The 20,159-nt window shown below is 55.9% G+C and carries 16 protein-coding genes and 1 pseudogene; 13 read left to right on the top strand and 4 right to left on the bottom strand.

Annotated features, from left to right (window positions below; translation table 11 throughout):
- Window positions 1-79: 79 nt before the first annotated feature.
- The 6 genes from ALIPUT_RS11845 (at window position 80) to ALIPUT_RS11870 (ending at window position 8,458) form a co-directional block, all read left to right on the top strand.
- Window positions 80-1,339 carry a UDP-N-acetylmuramoyl-tripeptide--D-alanyl-D-alanine ligase gene (locus ALIPUT_RS11845; protein ID WP_040294008.1) on the top strand — a complete coding sequence of 420 codons (1,260 nt, stop codon included), beginning with the start codon at window positions 80-82 and terminating at the stop codon, window positions 1,337-1,339.
- A gap of 26 nt (window positions 1,340-1,365) precedes the next feature.
- Window positions 1,366-2,334: an alpha/beta hydrolase gene (locus ALIPUT_RS11850; RefSeq protein ID WP_004330260.1), complete on the top strand. Its 969-nt coding sequence runs from the start codon at window positions 1,366-1,368 to the stop codon at window positions 2,332-2,334.
- Window positions 2,335-2,549: 215 nt separating this feature from the next.
- The gene (locus ALIPUT_RS11855) at window positions 2,550-4,487 is read left to right on the top strand and encodes an OPT family oligopeptide transporter (protein ID WP_004330262.1); all 1,938 of its coding nucleotides are present in this window, start codon (window positions 2,550-2,552) and stop codon (window positions 4,485-4,487) included.
- A 19-nt stretch (window positions 4,488-4,506) separates the two neighbouring features.
- Window positions 4,507-5,724: a peptidase T gene (gene pepT, locus ALIPUT_RS11860; protein WP_004330263.1), complete on the top strand. Its 1,218-nt coding sequence runs from the start codon at window positions 4,507-4,509 to the stop codon at window positions 5,722-5,724.
- 177 nt (window positions 5,725-5,901) lie between these two features.
- Window positions 5,902-7,836, top strand: a complete 1,935-nt coding sequence (locus ALIPUT_RS11865; protein WP_004330265.1) for an NAD(+) synthase — start codon at window positions 5,902-5,904, stop codon at window positions 7,834-7,836.
- Window positions 7,837-7,849: 13 nt separating this feature from the next.
- On the top strand, window positions 7,850-8,458 hold the full coding sequence (locus ALIPUT_RS11870) for a lipocalin-like domain-containing protein (RefSeq protein WP_040293984.1): 609 nt from the start codon (window positions 7,850-7,852) through the stop codon (window positions 8,456-8,458).
- Window positions 8,459-8,659: 201 nt separating this feature from the next.
- Here ALIPUT_RS11870 and ALIPUT_RS11875 read toward each other — a convergent pair whose 3' ends face one another.
- From ALIPUT_RS11875 to asnS, 3 genes are all read right to left on the bottom strand, one after another.
- On the bottom strand, window positions 8,660-9,271 hold the full coding sequence (locus ALIPUT_RS11875) for a hypothetical protein (protein ID WP_004330267.1): 612 nt from the start codon (window positions 9,269-9,271) through the stop codon (window positions 8,660-8,662).
- A gap of 11 nt (window positions 9,272-9,282) precedes the next feature.
- Window positions 9,283-10,698, bottom strand: coding sequence for an RNA polymerase factor sigma-54 (gene rpoN / locus ALIPUT_RS11880; protein WP_004330268.1), 1,416 nt, complete (start codon window positions 10,696-10,698; stop codon window positions 9,283-9,285).
- Between the two features lie 144 nt (window positions 10,699-10,842).
- On the bottom strand, window positions 10,843-12,231 hold the full coding sequence (gene asnS / locus ALIPUT_RS11885) for an asparagine--tRNA ligase (protein WP_004330270.1): 1,389 nt from the start codon (window positions 12,229-12,231) through the stop codon (window positions 10,843-10,845).
- Window positions 12,232-12,349: 118 nt separating this feature from the next.
- Between asnS and ALIPUT_RS11890 the strand changes: the two genes are divergently transcribed.
- From ALIPUT_RS11890 to ALIPUT_RS11920, 7 genes and pseudogenes are all read left to right on the top strand, one after another.
- On the top strand, window positions 12,350-13,669 hold the full coding sequence (locus ALIPUT_RS11890; protein WP_004330271.1) for a glycoside hydrolase family 2 TIM barrel-domain containing protein: 1,320 nt from the start codon (window positions 12,350-12,352) through the stop codon (window positions 13,667-13,669).
- Between the two features lie 133 nt (window positions 13,670-13,802).
- A complete protein-coding gene (gene rlmH, locus ALIPUT_RS11895; RefSeq protein WP_040294009.1) occupies window positions 13,803-14,276 on the top strand; it encodes a 23S rRNA (pseudouridine(1915)-N(3))-methyltransferase RlmH in 474 nt (157 codons plus the stop codon).
- Window positions 14,273-14,884, top strand: a complete 612-nt coding sequence (locus ALIPUT_RS11900) for a response regulator transcription factor (RefSeq protein WP_004330273.1) — start codon at window positions 14,273-14,275, stop codon at window positions 14,882-14,884. The genes rlmH and ALIPUT_RS11900 overlap by 4 nt, the downstream gene beginning before the upstream one ends.
- A gap of 137 nt (window positions 14,885-15,021) precedes the next feature.
- The gene (locus ALIPUT_RS11905) at window positions 15,022-17,268 is read left to right on the top strand and encodes a TonB-dependent receptor (protein ID WP_147554441.1); all 2,247 of its coding nucleotides are present in this window, start codon (window positions 15,022-15,024) and stop codon (window positions 17,266-17,268) included.
- An 11-nt stretch (window positions 17,269-17,279) separates the two neighbouring features.
- Window positions 17,280-17,819, top strand: coding sequence for a hypothetical protein (locus ALIPUT_RS11910; RefSeq protein WP_004330275.1), 540 nt, complete (start codon window positions 17,280-17,282; stop codon window positions 17,817-17,819).
- A gap of 13 nt (window positions 17,820-17,832) precedes the next feature.
- Entirely contained in the window at window positions 17,833-18,153 is a 321-nt protein-coding gene (locus tag ALIPUT_RS11915; protein ID WP_256130243.1) for an HpaII family restriction endonuclease, read from the top strand.
- A gap of 241 nt (window positions 18,154-18,394) precedes the next feature.
- Window positions 18,395-19,435, top strand: a pseudogene (locus ALIPUT_RS11920) (site-specific integrase); the annotation flags it as partial.
- Window positions 19,436-19,864: 429 nt separating this feature from the next.
- Here the strand turns inward: ALIPUT_RS11920 and ALIPUT_RS12620 are convergent.
- Window positions 19,865-20,159, bottom strand: a 295-nt coding sequence (locus ALIPUT_RS12620; RefSeq protein ID WP_004330279.1) for a transposase, incomplete at its 5' end; no start/stop codon positions are given.

Raw genomic sequence — 20,159 nt, forward strand, 5'->3', positions numbered from 1 at the left:
CCTCGCCGGGTTTCCCATCGACAAGCGTTCCGCTCTTCTTTTGGACAAGGAAAACATGACCAAATATTCGATTTCCCCGATGTCATCCCTGTATGAACTGTATCTGCGCCACCCGCGCATTTCGACGGACTCCCGCCGCATCGAGCCCGATTCCGTATTCTTCGCGCTCCGGGGGGCGTCGTTCGACGGCAACCGCTTCGCAGCCGACGCCCTCGAAAAGGGGGCGGCATACGCCGTCGTGGACGATCCCTCGCTCCCGAACACCCGCCCCGACAAGGCAGACCGTCTGATCGTCGTGGACGACGCGCTGCAAACCTTGCAAGCCCTCGCCCGGGAACACCGCCGGGAGTTGGGGCTGCCGATCCTCGCCATCACGGGCAGCAACGGCAAAACCACCACGAAGGAGCTGGTCAGCCGCGTACTGGCCGAGAAATACGAAGTCTATGCCACCCGGGGCAACCTGAACAACCACATCGGCGTACCGCTGACCCTGTTGGCAATGACCCGCGACGTGGAGTTCGGCATCGTGGAGATGGGTGCGAGCGCGTGCGGGGAGATCGCCCTGCTCTGCTCGATCGCGGAACCCAACTACGGCATCGTCACCAACATCGGACGAGCCCACCTGGAAGGCTTCGGCGGCCCGGAGGGTGTCCGGCGCGGGAAAGGCGAGCTGTACGACTGGCTCGCCCGGACCGGAGGGCGCGTTTTCGTTCCTGCCAACGACCCGGTCCTGATGTCCATGGCGGCCGAACGCGAAACGCTGGCTGCGGAGTGTTACCCGACCACGCTGGCCGACGGCGTGGAGCACCACCTCGAAGGGGACTACAACCGCTTCAATGTCGCTGCGGCGGTCGCCGTCGGGCGTTATTTCGGCGTGGACGACGAACGCATCCGCTATGCCGTAGGCTCCTATCGGCCCGACAACCACCGCTCACAAAAAATACGCACCGGGCAGAATACCCTGATTCTCGACTGTTACAACGCCAATCCCTCGAGCATGCAGGCATCGCTCGTCAACTTCCGGCAGGAACCGCTCGAAGGCTGCACCCGGAAGATACTGATCCTCGGCGATATGCTGGAACTGGGCGACTGGTCGGATGCGGAACACCGCCATATCATCTCCCTCGCCGCCGAAATTCCCGATGCCCGTATCTTGCTGGTCGGACCGCATTTCGCGAAGGCTTACCGCAGCCTGGAATCCCGACCCGCCGACACGACTCTCTACCCGTCGCAGGAAGTACTGGCCGCAGAGCTCCGGAAACATCCCGTATCGCAGGCCCTGATCCTGGTCAAAGGATCGCACAGCATCGGACTGGAGAGGCTCGCCGATCTCCTGTAACGATTCGATTAACAAACACAGCGACCATGAAAACATTCAGATACCTCATCGCCGGACTGCTGTTGCTTGCGGCGCTTCCCTCCCAGTCCAAAGAGGAGGAAATCTCGGTTTCCCGTTCCTGGGGCAAACTCTCCGGAACGCTGACCGTACCCGACGAAGGAAGCGACGCAGCGGTGCTGATCATCGCCGGCTCGGGACCGACCGACCGCAACGGCAACAGCGGCTCGGGCCTAATAACCAACACCTACTACATGCTCGCCCGTGCGCTCGAAAAAGAGGGAATCGCCTCGCTCCGCTACGACAAACAGGGCATCGGAGGCAGCCGTTACCAAGATCCGGAACTTTACAAACAGGAAGACCGGCTGCGCCTGGCCGACTACATCGCCGACGCCGAAGCCCTGACGGATTACCTCAAGGAGCGCGGCTTCCGAAAAATCATCCTTGCCGGGCACAGCGAAGGTTCGCTCGTCGCATTGGTCGCAGCGACCGAATCGCCCGACGTCGCGGCCGTCATCTCGCTGGCGGGAGCCGGCTATCCGATCGACGAAATCCTGCAACTCCAGCTCACCCGCGAACTGATCTCCTACAATCCCGGACTCATCCTCAACGTGCAGTCTATCCTCTCCCGGCTCAAACAAGGGAAAACGACCGAAGATATTCCCGCGATTTTACAAGGTATCTTCCGACCTTCCGCACAGCCTTACCTGATCTCGTGGATGCAATACGATCCGCGCGAAGTGATCCGGCAGGTAAAACAGCCGGTCCTGATCGTCAATGGCGACAACGACATCCAGATATCCGCCGACAACGCCGAAGCTTTGGCCCAAGCCCGGCCCGACGCCGACAAGGTCATCATCGAAGGGATGACCCACCTGCTGAAACAGAGCGAAGTGACCGATCCTCAACGGCAAAAAACGACTATTTATATGGATGCTGCCGCGCCTGTTTCCGAAAAGTTAGTGACGGTCATGGCGGATTTCATCCGCCGGATATGACCTTCTGTCGGCACGGCGAAACGTCGGCCCCGCCCCGGGGATTCCGCGCCATCGCATGCCGCCCGGGGGATAATCATCTTTTCGACGACCGGGACCGAAAAATGCCCCGGCAATACGAATTGCCGCATTTTTAGGAGCCATTGCGTTTGATTTTCTGAAAGAAAAACCTACTTTTGTAAGTTGTCTCGGAATTTTAACGAAAACCTACATACGCAATGGAACAAACCAAACCCTCTCAATCTCTGCCCGACAACGCGTACCGCGAACTCAAACCGGGCGAAGAGTACGTCCCGATGATGCCGGCCGACGCCAAGCCGAAGGAGGTCACACCCTATTCGGTCACGATGGGCCTGCTGATGGCCGTTCTCTTCTCCGCCGCCGCAGCCTATCTGGGCCTGCGCATCGGCCAGGTATTCGAAGCGGCCATCCCGATCGCCATCATCGCCGTAGGCGTCGGAAACATGCTGGGCAAAAAAAACATGCTGGGACAGAACGTCATCATACAGTCGATCGGCGCCTCGTCGGGCATCATCGTCGCCGGAGCGATCTTCACCCTGCCGGCGCTCTACATCCTCGGTTTGGAAACCGCATTCTACAAAGTATTCCTCTCGTCGGTACTGGGCGGTATCCTGGGCATCGTGCTGCTCATCCCCTTCCGCAAATATTTCGTCAAGGAGATGCACGGCAAGTACCCCTTCCCGGAGGCGACGGCCACGACCGAAGTGCTCGTATCGGGCGAAAAAGGCGGCAATCAGGCCAAGCTGCTGGCCGTAGCCGGACTGGTGGGCGGTCTGTACGACTTCGCAGCGAGTACCTTCGGCCTCTGGACGGAAGAGATCTCGACCCGCATGACGGCTTGGGGCACCCTCTGCGCCGATAAGTTCAAAACCCTGCTCAAAGTCAATACGAGTGCTGCGGTGCTCGGCCTGGGTTACATCATCGGACTGAAATATTCGGCCATCATCGCCGCCGGTTCGTTCCTGATCTGGCTGCTCGTCGTTCCGGTGGTCGGTTCGACCGCCACGGGCGCAGGCATGTCCCCCGAAGAGCTGTACCAGACCTTCGGTCGTCCGCTGGGTATCGGCGGAATCGCCATGGCCGGGCTTATCGGCATCATCCGTCAGAGCGGCATCATCAAACAGGCGATGGGGCTCGCCGTCAGCGAGTTTTCGGGCAAGAAAAAAGCCGAAACGAACGTACCGCGCACCCAGCGCGACCTGACCATGCGCACGATTCTCACTACGTTGATCGCGGCGCTCGCCACCACCTTCTTCTTTTTCCAGTTCGGCATTCTGGGCAACTGGGGGCAGACGGCCGTGGCGCTACTAATCGTCTTCGTCATCTCGTTCCTTTTCACGACGGTCGCAGCCAACGCCATCGCCATCGTCGGCAGCAACCCCGTTTCGGGTATGACCCTCATGACGCTGATCCTCGCGTCGCTGGTACTCGTAAGCATCGGCCTGAACGGTACGGCCGGCATGACCGCCGCACTGATCATCGGCGGCGTGGTCTGCACGGCCCTCTCGACCGCCGGCGGCTTCATCACCGACCTGAAGATCGGCTACTGGATCGGCACCACGCCGAAAAAACAGGAGAGCTGGAAATTCCTCGGCGTCTTCGTTTCGGCCGCTACCGTCGCAGGCGTGATGATTATTCTGAACAAAACCTACGGCTTCGGCCCCGGCAGCCCGCTGGAAGCTCCGCAGGCCAATGCCATGGCCGCCGTGATCCAACCCCTGATGCAGGGCGGAACGGCTCCCTGGGTACTCTATTTCTGCGGCGCAGTCCTCGCGCTGGTACTCACCGGCATCGGTATTCCGGCCCTTCCATTCGCACTGGGCATGTTCCTGCCCCTGCAGCTCAATCTTCCGCTGCTGATCGGCGGTCTGATCGCCTGGTTCGTATCGACCCGATCGAAAGATCAGGCGCTCAACAAGGCACGTATGAGCCAGGGTACGCTCATCGCGTCGGGCTTCATCGCAGGCGGCGCCCTGATGGGCGTAGTGGGAGCGATCCTGAAATTCGCCGACGTGGACTGGAAACTCACGCAGTGGAACAGTTCGAACGCAGCCTCGTGGGTAGGTCTGGGCATGTATCTGGCGCTTATCATCTATTTCGCCGTACATTCGCTCCGCGCTAAAAAGGAAGAATAAAAAATCAACGATATATACTATGGAACTCAAAGACAGATTTCTGAAATACGTTTCGTTCGACACCCAGAGCGACGAGTCGAGCGAAACTTTCCCCTCGACCGCGAAACAGCGGGTGCTGCTCGATTATCTGGCCGAAGAGATGAAGGCCCTGGGCCTCACCGAGGTCACGGTGGACAAGTACGGCTACGCCATGGGTACGATCCCCGCGACGCCCGGCTGCGAAAAAGCCCCCGTCATCGGATTCATCGCCCACGTGGACACCGCACCCGATATGAGCGGCGCCGACGTGAAACCGCACGTCATAGAGAATTACGACGGCAAGGACATCCGGCTGAACGCCGGCGTGACGATGAAAGTCGCGGACTTTCCGGAGCTGAGCTTCTTCAAGGGACATACGCTGATCCACACGGACGGCACGACGCTGCTGGGCGCCGACGACAAGGCGGGCGTGGCGGAGATCATGACCGCTGCGGAATATCTGCTCGCACATCCGGAGCTCCGGCACGGTAAGATCCGCATCGGCTTCACCCCCGACGAAGAGATCGGCCGGGGCGTGGACTTCTTCGACGTCAAGGCCTTCGGCGCCGACTTCGCCTACACGATGGACGGCGGCTTCGAGGGGGAACTCGAATACGAGAACTTCAACGCCGCGAGCGCCAAGATCGAGATCCAGGGCCGCAACGTCCACCCGGGCTACGCCAAAGACAAGATGATCAACGCCATTCAGGTAGCATGCGAGCTGAACGCCCTACTGCCGGCCTGGGAGCGACCCGAACACACCGAAGGCTACGACGGCTTCTACCACTGTATCGCCCTCAACGGTACGGTCGATCAGGCGCAGATCAGCTACATCGTCCGCGACCACGACAGCGCCCGTTTCGAAGCCCGCAAGAACTACATGCAGGAGTGCGTCGATCTGCTCGTCCGCAAATACGGCGAAGGGGTGCTGACCCTCACGCTCAAGGATTCGTACTACAACATGCGCAAGATGGTCGAACCGCACCCGCAGGTGATCGACAAGGCGATCGAGGCGATGAAAATGGCGGGGGTCGAACCGCTCGTGAAGCCCATCCGAGGCGGCACGGACGGCGCACGGCTCTCCTTCATGGGACTCCCCTGCCCCAACATCTTCACCGGCGGCATGAATTTCCACGGCCGTTACGAATATTGCTCGCTGACGACCATGCACAAAGCCATGCAGGTAATCCTGAACCTGGCCCAGCTCTGGACAAAATAAAAATATTGCACAACAAGCGTTTTCGACAGGCGGACACGAAGCCGAATCCGTTCGGACCATGCCGAGCGAAAAAAACGCAAAAAAACAAACCGAGAGTTTTTCCGATACCCGGACCGTACGAAGATGTTCGATACGCTTCGGGACAGAAAACGAAAAAAATAAACCGGCAAAAATCGTATGAACAGATTTGGTTTTCTGAAAGTAGCGGCGGCAGTTCCCCATGTACGGATCGCCGATTGCGACTATAACGCCCAACATATCACCGAATTGATCCGCAAGGGCGCCGACCGGGGAGCGAGCATCATCCTCTTCCCGGAACTCTGCATCACCTCCTATACCTGCGGCGATCTGATCCAGCAACCCGCCTTGCTCCATGCGGCGGAACAGGCCTTGGGCTATATCCTCGCCCAGACCCGCGAACTGCCCATCGTCGCCATCGTCGGTATGCCCGTCACTTACGGCAATGCCCTCTACAACTGCGCGGTAGTTTTCGCTCAGGGACGTATTCACGGCGTGGTCCCCAAGACATATATTCCCAATTACTCGGAATTTTACGAGGCCCGCTGCTTCATGTCGGGCGAAGAGATCGGCCTGGCCACGATCCGGATGTGCGGCCAGGATACCGACTTCGGCCGCAACATGCTTTTCAACATCGGAGGCGTGAAGTTCGGCGTGGAAATCTGCGAGGATATGTGGGTTCCGGCCGCCCCGTCGCTGCATCAGGCAGTGGACGGCGCCCAGATACTTTTCAACCTCTCGGCATCGCCCGAAGTGCTGGGCAAGCACAACTACCTGCTCACGCTGGTCAAATCGCAATCGGCCCGGACCCAGTCGGCCTACATCTACTGTTCAGCCGGCTACGGAGAATCTTCGACCGACCTGGTATTCGGCGGCAACGGCCTGATCGTCGAGAGCGGCCGGATGCTGCGGCGCACCGAACGGTTTTCGACCGAGGAACAGTTGATCGTCGCGGACATAGACACCGAAAAGCTCCTCAACTCGCGCCGCCGTACCACGACTTTCGCGCCGCACCGTCCCGCCGAGCGCATCATCGTCGAAATTCCCCTGCCGGAAAACCCCGCGAACGTCACCCTCGACCGGGAGTTCAATTCCCATCCTTTCGTGCCGCAAACGCCCGAAGAGATGGACGAATCGGGTCGTGAAATCATCAACATTCAGACGATGGGGCTGGCCCAGCGCCTGCAGCATACCGATTGCAAAAAGGTCGTCATCGGGGTTTCCGGCGGCTTGGACTCCACACTGGCCCTACTGATCGCCGTGCGGACTTTCGATCGCCTCGGGCTCGACCGCAAAGGCATCATCGGCGTCACAATGCCCGGATTCGGCACCAGCAACCGCACCTACCGCAACTCGATCGCCCTGATGCGCTGCCTGGGCATCACTTCCCGCGAAATTTCCATCCGCAAAGCCTGCGAACAACACTTCGCCGATATCGGACTCAACCCCGAAGAACAATCTTCCGCCTACGAAAACGCCCAGGCCCGGGAGCGGACACAAATCCTGATGGACATCGCCAACATGGAGCACGGCATGGTCCTCGGCACGGGCGACCTGAGCGAACTGGCACTGGGCTGGGCGACCTACAATGGTGACCAGATGTCGATGTACGGTCTGAACGCCTCGCTGCCCAAAACCCTGATCCAGGTGCTTCTACGATGGATGGCCCAGGTATGTCAGGACGATGCGATCCGCGAGATCCTGCTCGACGTGGTCGCCACGCCGATCAGCCCCGAGCTGCTGCCGTCCGGCGAAGAGGGAGGAATCGCCCAGCACACCGAGAAGTTGGTAGGGCCTTACGAGTTGCACGACTTTTTCCTCTACCACTTCATCCAGAACGGTTACTCCCCGGCAAAAATCCTCTTCGCTGCGGAAACAGCGTTCGACGGACGCTACGACCGGGCGACGATCCTGCGCTGGATGCGGGTATTCTTCCAGCGATTCTTCTCGCAGCAGTTCAAACGCTCGGCCATGCCCGACGGTCCGAAAGTTGGCATCATCTCCCTCTCGCCGCGCGGCGACTGGCGCATGCCTTCGGACGCTACGGCAACCCTGTGGTTGCGGGAAATCGATCTTCTGATTCAGGAAAAATAAAAACCATTCGGATATGAAACGTACATTATGTCTGTCCGCCCTGTTCGTCGTATGCGCGACAATCGCTGTTTCGGGACAATCGATGAATGAAAAACTCCAGCAACTTTTAGGAGGTAGTCACTCCGCGAAACAGGAAGAGGCCACACCGCCGACCTATCCGTCGGAAGAAGCGCTCCTCGGAGTCTGGACCTACCAGGCTCCCAGCATCGAATACAAGGGCGACGATATGTTCGCCTCGATCGCCGTAGCCGGATTGCAAGACCAGTTGGCGACCCATTACGTCAAGGCAGGCCTCGTGCCGGGACAGGGGACCGTTTCCTTCAAAAAACGCAACCGGCTCCACGCCTCTATGGGCGGACATGAGATCGACGGGACGTATAGCTACGATCCCGCCACCGGAACAGCCGCCATCACGCTGATCCAAGACGGGAAACAAGCCACCTTTCAAGGCTATCTCTCCCTGCGCGGCGAGGTGCTGACGCTCCAGTTCGATGCAGGCGATGCGCTCGAAGCCGTGCGGCACTCCTCTCCGGAATACGCTGCGAACGAGAAAATGCAGCAAATCGCCTCCGTCATGCAAAATTATCCCGGCATCATGCTGGGCGGACAGTTGAAAAAATAGCAACCCGTAATATTAAAACGGGGCTGTGTCGAAATGAAAATTTCAGGCACAACCCCTGAATAAGGAATGTCAGAATGGATGCAAGACAAGGCATTTGCGGGTAAGAGCGACAGGAATTTACTATCGTAAATGACTTTGCCGCATCCCGATAATAAAACAGCAGTGTGTCATAAAGACACACTGCCTTATTTTTCATAGATATTACCAGTTGAACAAACCGACGCCTGCGGCGACGATAAAACCAGTTGCGAATCCCACCGCCACTTGCGACAGCGTATGATACCCCAGTTTCAGCCGGGCGGAGCCGAGCGCACCGGCAGCGAGCAGGGCTGCGATAAACGCAGCGAAGAGTCCCCCGCCGCTGGCGATATTGATCAGAACGATAAAAGCCACGGCAGCACCCAACGCCGTCATATGCAGGCTGATCTTCCAATAAAAGCTGACAAAAAGACACACGGCGACACAACAGGCTCCCGCAAACATAAAACGGCTCAACATCTGCGCCGAAGGAATCCTCGCAATGGCGACGGCGCACAACGTATAGCAGGCGATCATAGCGAGCAGCGGGATGAAGCGTTCCTTGCGGTCGCTCAAATCCGCATCGCCGATCTTACGATACGACTTGAGCAGTGCGATCACCAAAACCGGAATGATCGTCGTAAAAAGCAGCGTCACCCAAATAAGGTATATCTTGACCTTGAGCGGATAAAGCGAATAGACCGTACCGGCCAGCAATAGCAGCGACACCATATAGAGCGGCACCAGGAACGGATGCAGCACAACGGAAACAGCCTTCGACAAACGCAAATACATCTTCTACGCGATTAAATCTGTTTACGGAGCCGTGCCACCGGAATACTCAACATCTCCCGATACTTGGCCACCGTACGACGTGCGATGCGGTACCCCTTCGAATTGAGGATATCCATCAATGTTTCATCGGTCAGAGGCTTGCGTTTATCCTCCTCGTCGATGCACTGCTGGAGGATATTCTTGATTTCATAGCTCGACACTTCCTCGCCGCTGTCGGTCTGCATCGCCTCCGAGAAGAGCGACTTGAGCAAAATGATGCCGAACTGGGTCTGTACATATTTGCTGTTCACCACGCGCGAAATGGTCGATACGTCCAACCCCGTGCGATCGGCGATATCCTTGAGGATCATCGGCCGCAACTTACTTTTGTTACCGTCCTTGAAATATTCCTGCTGGTAATCGAGAATCTCCTGCATCGTCCGCATCAGCGTATCGTGCCGCTGCTTGATCGCCGAAATGAACCACTTGGCCGAATCGATCTTGCTCTTGACGAACTGAATCGCCTCGCGGTCCTTCTCCTTGACCCGACCGTCGGAATCCACCATGCCCCGCATCATTTCGATATAACGATGATTGATTCTCGCTTCGGGAAGATTACCCGAATTGAGCGTCAGGTCGAAATGCCCTTCGTGGTAATCGAGGATGAAATCCGGCGTCACGTAAGGCGTCGTATCGGCCCCGCCTTCGGAGTAAAGGTTGCCCGGTTTGGGCGAAAGGCGGGTAATCTCTTCGATCGCCTCGCGGAATTCGTCCTCGGAAACCTGAAGCCGGGCCATCAGTTTTTCGTAATGCTTTTTGACAAACTCGTCGAAATAGCACTCCACGATCTTGCGGGCCAGCCGGCGGGAGCGGGTATTAAGATTCTCCTGATCCAATTGCAACAACAAACACTCCTGCAGGTTACGGGCACCTACACCGGTCGGTTCGAGTTCGTGGATAATCGACAGCAATCGTTCCAAGTGCTCGACCGAAACATCTACGCCCTGCGTGAAGGCGATGTCGTCGGCGATAGCCTCCAAACTCCGGCGCAGATAGCCGTCCTCCTCGATACTGCCGACCAGATAAACGGCCAGACGCATATCCTGCTCCGAGAGATTGCGGTATCCCAACTGTTCGACCAGGTACTCCTGCAACGAACGTCCGCCCGCAAGGGGGGCCTGGCGCGGTTTATCGTCTTTCGAATAGTTGTTGATACGGCTCTTATAGGAAGGAGTTTCGTCTTCCCGGAGGTATTCCTCCACCGAAATCTGCTGCGGCTGCTCGTCCTCCGGAGTATGATCGTCTTCCTCCAACACGATGTTCTCCTCGATCTCCTGCTTGATCCGCTGCTCGAGCTGCATGGTCGGCAACTCCAACAATTTGATCATCTGAATCTGCTGGGGTGATAATTTCTGTTGCAGGGACAATACCTGCTTTTGATTGATCATGCTCATACTTGTCTCCTCCCAATTATTAACTTCGAAATTAGTAATCGGCTTCTTCTTTTGGCAAAATAAAATATTGCAGTTCGTGATAAAAGTATTATCAGGAACGGCTGAAAACGGGTTAATAGATAAATGGTCCGGATTTAATTAAAATTCCGCATTCTTGGGCGTACGGGGGAAGGGAATCACATCGCGGATGTTACCCATACCCGTCACGAAGAGCAGCAGGCGCTCGAACCCGAGTCCGAAACCGGAATGAGGAGCCGATCCCCAACGACGGGTGTCGAGATACCACCAGAGTTCTTTCTCGTTCATACCCAGTTCGTGTACACGGGCCGAAAGTTTTTCGTAGTCGGCCTCGCGCTCCGAACCGCCGATAATCTCGCCGATCTTCGGGAACAGCACGTCCATCGCACGGACGGTCTTTCCATCCTCGTTCTGCTTCATGTAGAAAGCCTTGATCTGCTTCGGATAGTTGATAAGGATCACCGGACGCTTGAAGTGCTCCTCGACCAGATAGCGTTCGTGTTCCGACTGCAAGTCGCACCCCCAGTCGCAGGGGAATTCGAACTTGCGGCCCGAAGCCTTGAGAATCTCCACGCCCTCGGTATAATCCAGCCGCTTGAATTCGTGGTTCAACACGAAGTTGAGCCGCTCGATCAAACCGTTGTCCCACATCTTGTTCATGAACTCCAGATCCTCGCGGCAGTTCTCCAACGCGTAGCGGATCAGGTATTTCAGGAAATCCTCGGCCAGCTCCATGTTGTCCTCCAGCTCGTAAAAGGCCATTTCCGGCTCGATCATCCAGAACTCGGAGAGGTGGCGCGGCGTATTGGAGTTTTCGGCACGGAACGTCGGGCCGAAAGTATAGATCTGCCCCAGCGACAAAGCTCCCAACTCGCCTTCGAGCTGGCCGGACACGGTCAGGCTGCACGGACGGCCGAAAAAGTCCTGCGAATAGTCCACGGCCCCCTCTTCGGTTTTGGGCAGGTTGTTCAGATCGAGCGTCGTCACCTGGAACATCGCCCCGGCGCCTTCGCAGTCCGAAGCGGTGATCAGCGGCGTATGCAGGTAATAGAAACCTTTGTCGTTAAAATATTTATGTATCGCATAGGCCATCGCGTGACGGATGCGAAAAATCGCACCGAACGTGTTGGTACGGGGACGCAGATAAGCGATGTCGCGCAGGAATTCGAGCGAATGTCCCTTCTTCTGCAAAGGATAGGTTTCGGGATCCGCCGTACCGTATATCTCGATCTTCTCGGCCTGCACCTCGACGCCCTGTCCCGCACCGCACGAAGCGACCAGGCGTCCGTCCACACGCAGACAGGCTCCGGTAGTCACCTTACGGAGCAGCTCCTCGTCGAATTTCGCCAGATCGACCACAACCTGCATATTCGCCACACACGATCCGTCGTTCAGGGCGATGAAAGCCACGTTCTTATTTCCACGTTTGGTTCTGACCCAACCTTTCACAACGACCTCGGCGTCCGTCGCCGGCGACTGCAGCAATTCTGCGATTCTCAAGCTTTTCATACGTTCGGTAATTTCTTCTTGTTTTTACTCATTCTTAAAGATAGACAAAGATAGGATATATTTGTGATTTGTCAAAAAAAAAGTACCTTTGTCAATCGCATTATAGTACAATTCCGCCATGAAACGAATTTTCCTCGCAATCGCCGTCCTGTGTTACACCGGGGCCGTTTACGGACAAGACGGGGGACGCATCCACCGTTCCGAATTCGTCCCGTTCGACACCCGCGAAGACGCCGATGCGCTCAACCGGAAAAACACCGACAAATACCTGGTTTTCGCCCCCGGACTTCTGAACGACGGGGAAGAGGTGCTCGGAATCGGGAATGTGGTCAATCTTCCGAACGGTTGGTTCGACTCGTTCATCTACCTCCATCTCGAAAACACGGGCACGGCCTACACGCTCCGCGTCAATGACCGCACCGTAGCCGTGGTCGAAGACCCTTTCGCTCCGGCCGACTTCGACCTTACCCCCTACGTCAAACAGGGCGATAACCTCATTTTACTGGAACTGCACGAAAGTAATACGCCCGAATTGCAAAAAGGTTTCACTCCGACCCCGGTAAAACCGTTTACCAACAGTTATCTTTTCGCCCAGGAGAAACGCAGCATACGCGATTTCAACGTAGCGCTGATCCCCGATTCGACCCGCAAATTCGGCGTGCTCGACCTGGAGGTGATCGTGCAGAACGGCTACAACTACGAGGAACCGATCACCGTCGGGTTCGACATTTACGCCCCCAACGGCAAGCTGCTCGATTTCAGCGTAAACGACATAACCGTTCCCGGACGCTCGCTCGACACGGTACGCTTCTCGCCCTACATTTATCACACCTACGAAAATAGCTGGGGAGCCAAAGGCGCCGCCCCGCTATACCGGGTCATGCTCTACACCAAACGCAAGGGAGTCTTCAAGGAGTACATCCCCCTCAAAGTAGGATTCGGAAAGACGGAGATGAAAGACGGGAAGATTACCCGTTTCGACAAACCTGTCACTATCGTTTCCGAAAGATACAACGCGGCAGCGGACGCCGCTGCCACGCGCAAAGAACTGCTGGCGCTCAAGAAAAAAGGGATCAATACCATCTGGCCCAATGCGCCTCAACCCTACTGGTTCTACAATCTGTGCGACGAACTGGGCCTCTTCGTGATCGATCAGGCCAATATCAACGCTCCGGAAAAGCGCGACGACCGCACCACAGGCGGCACACCGAGCAACGATCCGCGTCTTGCGGACGAATACCTCGAACGCGTGCGGAACATGTACTACCGCTCCCGCAACCACACCTGCATCATCGGATTCGCTCTGGGCGGAGAGTCGGGCAACGGATATAATATGTACAAAGCCTATCAGTGGCTCAAGTCCGTGGAACCTTCGCGTCCCGTAATCTGCATCGATGCCGACGGAGAGTGGAATACGGACCTGGAAATAGTCCCCTGAAAACCGTAACGTACCCCGGCCGCACATTCGGCCGGAAACCGTCATGCCTGTTGGCGAATCGCCGGACGCAGAAACAACCTCTCGCCGTTCCGCCGCCAAAAGCCGCCGGCAGGACGACCATAAACCAACCAACGTGAACATCGAACTGATCGTAATCGGAAAAACGGACTCCAAGGAGATCGAATCGCTGCTGGCCATGTATGCCCGGCGAATCAATTTCTATTGCCGTTTCGCCGTCACAGTCCTGCCCGACGTAAAAAACACCAAGAACCTCTCGGCCAAACAGCAGCGCACGACCGAGGGCGCCAGCCTCCTGCGTCAGTTCGGCGACGGGGATTACGTGGTGCTGCTCGACGAACGGGGCGACGAATACCGTTCGATCGACTTCGCCTACTGGCTGCAAAAACGCATGGCGAGCGGCATCCGGCGGCTGGTCATGGTCATCGGCGGCCCCTACGGATTCTCCGACGAGGTATATGCACGGGCCGATACCAAACTGTCGCTCTCGAAGATGACCTTCTCGCACCAGATCGTGCGAGCCATCTTCGCCGAACAGATATATCGGGCTTTCACCATCCTGAACAACGAACCCTACCACCACGAATGAGCTGTCCCCCGACAAAACCGGCCATCGCCGTCATTACGCCCAACATCCTGATCGGGTTGGGCCTGCGGACGATTCTCGAAAAGGTAGGTCCTCCGGGAGAGATCGCCGTGTTCGACAGCTTCACCGAATTCATCGCTTCCGGACCGGAACGCTATTTCCACTATTTCGCCGCCATGCAGGTTTTCATGCGCCACCGCACCTTCTTCCTGGAAAACAGTCACAAGACGATCCTGCTGGGCAAAGGGTATTCGGCCCAGTTCGCCCGAATGCGCCAGATCGATATCTTCGGCGGCGAAGAACGACTGGTACACGATCTGCTGTGCCTGCGCAGCGAAGCGCCCCGACCCGACCATGCCCTTCCCCGACAGAACGGCGCTCCGGCCGCCAACCTGCTCTCCGTACGCGAAACGGAAGTGCTGACGCTCATCGCTCAGGGTTTGCTGAACAAACAGATCGCCGACCGGCTGCAAATCGGGCTCACGACCGTCATCTCCCACCGCCGCAACATCATGCAGAAGCTCGGCGTACAGTCCGTCGCCGCACTCGTCATCTGCGCCGTCAGCATGGGCTACGTGGACGAAAGCGACATCCGCACTCCTCATAAATGAGGGTTGCAAAAACGATCGGAATATCGTTCCTTTGTCCCCGAACAATCGCGGTAAAAGCGAACGCGGCGCTCCGGCGAAATCGGAGAAAACCGACGGACTCTACGGTCTGCGCCGTTTTTGCCGTTCGAAACGATCCGATGATCCGCCAGGCGATCCATATCATCTTTCTGTCGGCGTGCATACTCCTGCACGCCATGAGCGTATGTGCCGCCCCCGCGCTGCCGGAAGACTCCACTCCGGCACTGGCGGACTCCGTTATCCAGGTGGAGGACATCCAGGTCACGGCCATCAAACAGGGCCTCAACCTGCGCAACCAACCCGTAACGGCTTCCGTAATCGGACGCACGGACCTGGAACGGCGGCACGTCGCAGCCCTGAAAGAGGTTTCGCAGGTGGTTCCCAACTTCCACATCCCGGACTACGGCTCGCGCATGACCTCTTCGATCTACATCCGGGGACTGGGCGCCCGCATCGACCAACCGGTGATGGGACTCAACATCGACAACATCCCCTACCTGAACAAGGACGCCTACGACTTCGATTTGACGGACATCGAGCGGATCGAAGTGCTGCGCGGCCCCCAGAGCACGCTGTTCGGACGCAACACGATGGGCGGCGTAATAAACGTCTATACCCTGTCGCCCTTCACCTTCGAAGGAGTGCGGCTGGGCATGGAATACGGCAGCGGCAACACGCAGAAATACCGGATTTCGACCTACTACAAAACAAGCGAACGGGTCGGCTTCTCGGTCGGAGCCTACTATTCCAAGACCGACGGCTTCTTCAAGAACCTCTATACCGGTGAAAAATGCGACTGGGAGAGAAGCGGCGGCGGCCGGTTCAAGGTACAGTACCGCAACCTGCACGGACTTCGTATCGACAACACCTTCTCGTTCGTCAAGCTGGAACAGGGCGGCTACCCTTACGCCTATGTCGAAACCGGCCAGATCGCTTACAACGACCCGAGCGATTACCGCCGCACGAACTTCAACGACGGACTGACGATCCGCTACGAAGGAGAGAAATTCTCCGTAGCGAGCATCACCAGCTATCAGTACCTCGACGACCGGATGAACCTCGACCAGGATTTCCTGCCGCTCTCCTATTTTACACTGACACAGGCCCGCCGGGAGCACGCCGTGACCGAAGACCTCGTGTTCCGCTCCCCCGACGACAAAGCCTACCGCTGGCTCCTCGGTGCTTTCGGCTTCTACCGCCATACCAGCATGCACGCACCGGTGCTCTTCAAGGAGGACGGCATCCGCAACCTGATCCTCGATCGTTTCGAGCCGCAGGGGATTCACGCCGAATGGGGCGAAGATACGTTCCTGCTCGACAGCCGCTTCCGCACGCCCGACTACGGAGCGGCCCTCTACCACGAATCCACCTACGACGCCGGCCGATGGCGCTTCACGGCAGGCCTGCGCGTTGATTTCGAGGCTTCGAAGCTCCACTACCGAAGCTATGCCGAAGCCACCTACACGACCCAAACACCCGACGGCACGAGCTATCCCCATGCTATTCTGGTCGATCAGCCGGGTACGCTCAAACAATCCTTCACGGAGATACTTCCCAAAATATCGGTGCTCTACCGGATGGGCAGCTCACGGCGTAACACGCTCTACGCCACCGTCAGCAAAGGCTACAAGGCCGGCGGATTCAATACCCAGATGTTCTCGGATGTCCTGCAGCAGCAAGTGATGAAACAGATGGGATTCGGCTCGCTCTACGACGTGGCCGACGTGGTGACCTACAAACCCGAGAAAAGCTGGAACTACGAGGTGGGTGCCCACCTCTCGACCCCTTCGCACAAGGTGCAGGCCGATCTGGCGCTCTTCTACATCGACTGCCGCGACCAGCAGCTCACGGTCTTCCCCGAAGGACAGGTCACGGGCCGTCTGATGACTAACGCCGGCCGCACGCGCAGCTTCGGCGGCGAAGCGTCGCTGCTGGCTACCCTCTGGCGAAACCTCGACCTGCAAGTCGCCTACGGCTACACCCGCGCCACGTTCGTCAAATTCGATACGGGCAAAGCCGACTACGCTGGCAACTTCATCCCCTACGCCCCGCAGCACACGCTCTACGCCGGAGCGTCCTATACGCTCCGCACGGGCTGGAACTGGCTCGAATACGTCATCTTCCGAGTGGCTGCCAACGGTGCGGGCCGAATCTACTGGAACGAAGCGAACACCTTCTCGCAACCCTTCTACGCCCTGCTGGAAGCCTCGATTCGCTTCGAACACCGCCACTGGGCCGTCGATGTCTGGGGACGCAACCTGACCGACACCCGCTACGATACATTCTATTTCATGTCGATCGGCAACTCGTTCCTGCAGCGGGGCCGGCCACGCACTTTCGGCGTTTCATTGAGCATCACCCTATAAAATTCCATACTATGAAAAAATTCTTCACGTTTCTCCTCCCCTTCTCCCTGCTCGCCTCGGCTGCTTTGAGCAGTTGCTCGGATGGCTGCACCGGCGATCCCGATCCTACCCCGGAACTCCCCGACGGGTATACGTATGCCACGGAAAACACCTCGATCAACGACGGAACCGTCACGGCCAACATGCTTTTCTTCGGCACCTCGACCGTCACGACGGTCGCCTCGGGCGCCACGTTCACCGACGGGAAAGCTCTCTTCGAACTGGTTGCCGACGGCGAAGGCAAGGTGCGAATCCTGATGCACGAAACCCGCTTCGCCGCCGAAATGCCCGCCCTCGAAATGGAAGTACCGGGTATTTCCTACACAGGCGAGGAAAAAACCATTGACTTGAGCGCCGCCTCGGTCACACCGGAAATCAAGGGCACGCCCTTCGCCAAATACGTAATCACCAACCTCACGGGCGAGGCCGCAAGGACCGAGCTGACGGTTACCTTCACCTGCGCCGGCGCTTTCGATGTAAGCTATCAGGGACGCCTGATTATCGAAAAATAAAATTGTTTCAAAAATTTCGGGCGAAACTCTCAGAAATAATCTTACTATGCTTGATTTGGGCATGGCTCGTATCATCGCTGAATGTATGGATAAATATTATTCAGGTCAAGGAAGTGAAGTTTCAGTCGCAACCCAGAAAGTTGCGCAAGATGATCCCTTACACATCAATAGTCCGGAAGGACAGCCAATGTATGCGTACAAAATCAAGCAGTTCCTTTTAGCTTTCGCTCTCGGCATGACAGTGTCTTCTCCGTGGGATGGTTGTTTCAATGCCAATGGAGGTTATATTGTCGTAAAAAAAGACGGTGATGTCATTGGTTGCATCCATTTTTAAGGAGGGAAAAAGAGTGTTGAATTTACGTGATTATCAGTATTTTGTTTGTTTGTCAAAATCTATAATCAGTTAGTTTCAGCACAAAAAATGCGGATAATGGACGTTGTTTCGTTACTAAATCATTACCCGTGAAAGAGTAATATTTAACATATATGAGAGATGCTATTGCACCGTTTGTCACCGATTTGCGTATCAAGGTCTAACTCGTTGATATTTAACTTTGCAAACAAAAAAAACGAGTATGGCAAGAAGTACATTCAAAGTGCTGTTCTACGTGAACGGCAGCAAGGAGAAAGACGGTATTGTCCCCATCATGGGACGAGTGACAATCAACGGTACTGTGGCGCAGTTCAGTTGCAAGCAGACCATCCCGAAAACCCTTTGGGATGCGAAAGGCAACCGAGCCAAAGGCAAGAGTGCCGAAGCACGGAACGTCAATCTGGCATTGGACAACATCAAGGCGCAAATCATCAAGCACTATCAGCGCATATCCGACCGAGAGGCATACGTAACGGCTGAAATGGTGCGCAATGCCTACCAAGGGGTAGGAAGCGAGTATGAGACACTGATAAAGGCTTTTGACAAGGATTGCGCCAACTTCCTGAAACGTGTCGGCAAAGACCGCAGCATCGGCACGTATAAGGTCATGGTAAGGGCAAGGAACTATGTCGCAGCCTTTATCAAGTCATTCTACAGACGGACGGACATGTCCATGCTGGAACTTACGCCCGACTTCATCAGGGAGTTTGCGGCTTATCTTACGGCTGAACGGGGACTGAAAAACGCCACCATCTGGCTGAACTGCATGTGGCTGAAAGGCGTGGTCATGCGTGCGCACTATAACGGACTGATACCGAGAAATCCGTTTGCGCAGTTCCATATCAGCCCGAATGTTAAGGAACGGGAATATCTGACAGAGGACGAAATCAAAAGAATCATGGCGCACGAGTTTGACAACCCCACCCTCGCATTGGTGCGGGATCTGTTCATTTTCGCCTGCTTCACCGCCTTGTCTTTCGTGGATATGAAAGAACTCACAACGGACGAAATAGTGGAGGTGAACGGTGAGAAATGGATATTGTCGAAACGGCACAAGACAAATGTCCCGTTCCAAGTGAAGCTGCTGGATATTCCCTTGCAGATAATCGAACGGTACAAGTATCTGTCGGAAGACAGGCTGGTTTTCGGGAAAATCAACTATTGGACGATGTGCAAACAACTGAAAAAGGTAATGGCGGAATGCGGAATAGAGAAGCAAATCTCCTACCATTGCGCCAGGCATCATCATTTATCCTACACGCTGAAAATAAGCAGTTTATAAGAATATGCTTTTTTTTTAACAGGTAATGATTTGGCAACCGTTCTTCTTCAATATTCCGCTTTCCTTTGCGTTACCTCATTTTTTCCTTTGGCACCGGTTGGCTTCATAAACGCTTTTATACTAAGCCATTCAGCGCATTTTCATGCCTTTCATGCCGCTATTCCAGAAATTTTCTGTATCTTTACAAGCAGATGAGGAATAAAATCTTTGTCTATTTAGGGATAGTCATTTAATTCCTTCAATTTGAATTAACCAGCAGACTTTCCCTTATTTTTCCGATCATACTCATCGTTTTTTATATCATCGGCTCTGTTTTTAGGGCCGATTTTTTCATTTTCAGTCACGTCTGGAGCTACCACTCCCGTAAAGTCGTGTTCCATGCGTGGAACATCAGGCTGCAAGAGCTACTTGGACTGACTCTCGTCTTGCAAGGTTTACCACATTTGCTGTGTGGATACCGAAGAAGATCAGCATGATCTCTGTCGATTTTATCCTTGCAGCAATCTTTCGCAGACCATAATGCTCCTTCTGAGTTCCAAAAGAGCCTTCCATTGCTGTAGCTCGAACGCGTGCAAGTTCTCGTTTAGTAGCGTTCTTAACTTCATTCTTTCCAGTTCGTCCTTTCTGAGTGAATGAGGTTTCAATACCATTCTCCTTGCAGAAAGTTCTGTTGTCATTACCCGAG

It is taken from the genome of Alistipes putredinis DSM 17216 (genome assembly GCF_000154465.1).
GTDB classification, from domain to species: domain Bacteria; phylum Bacteroidota; class Bacteroidia; order Bacteroidales; family Rikenellaceae; genus Alistipes; species Alistipes putredinis.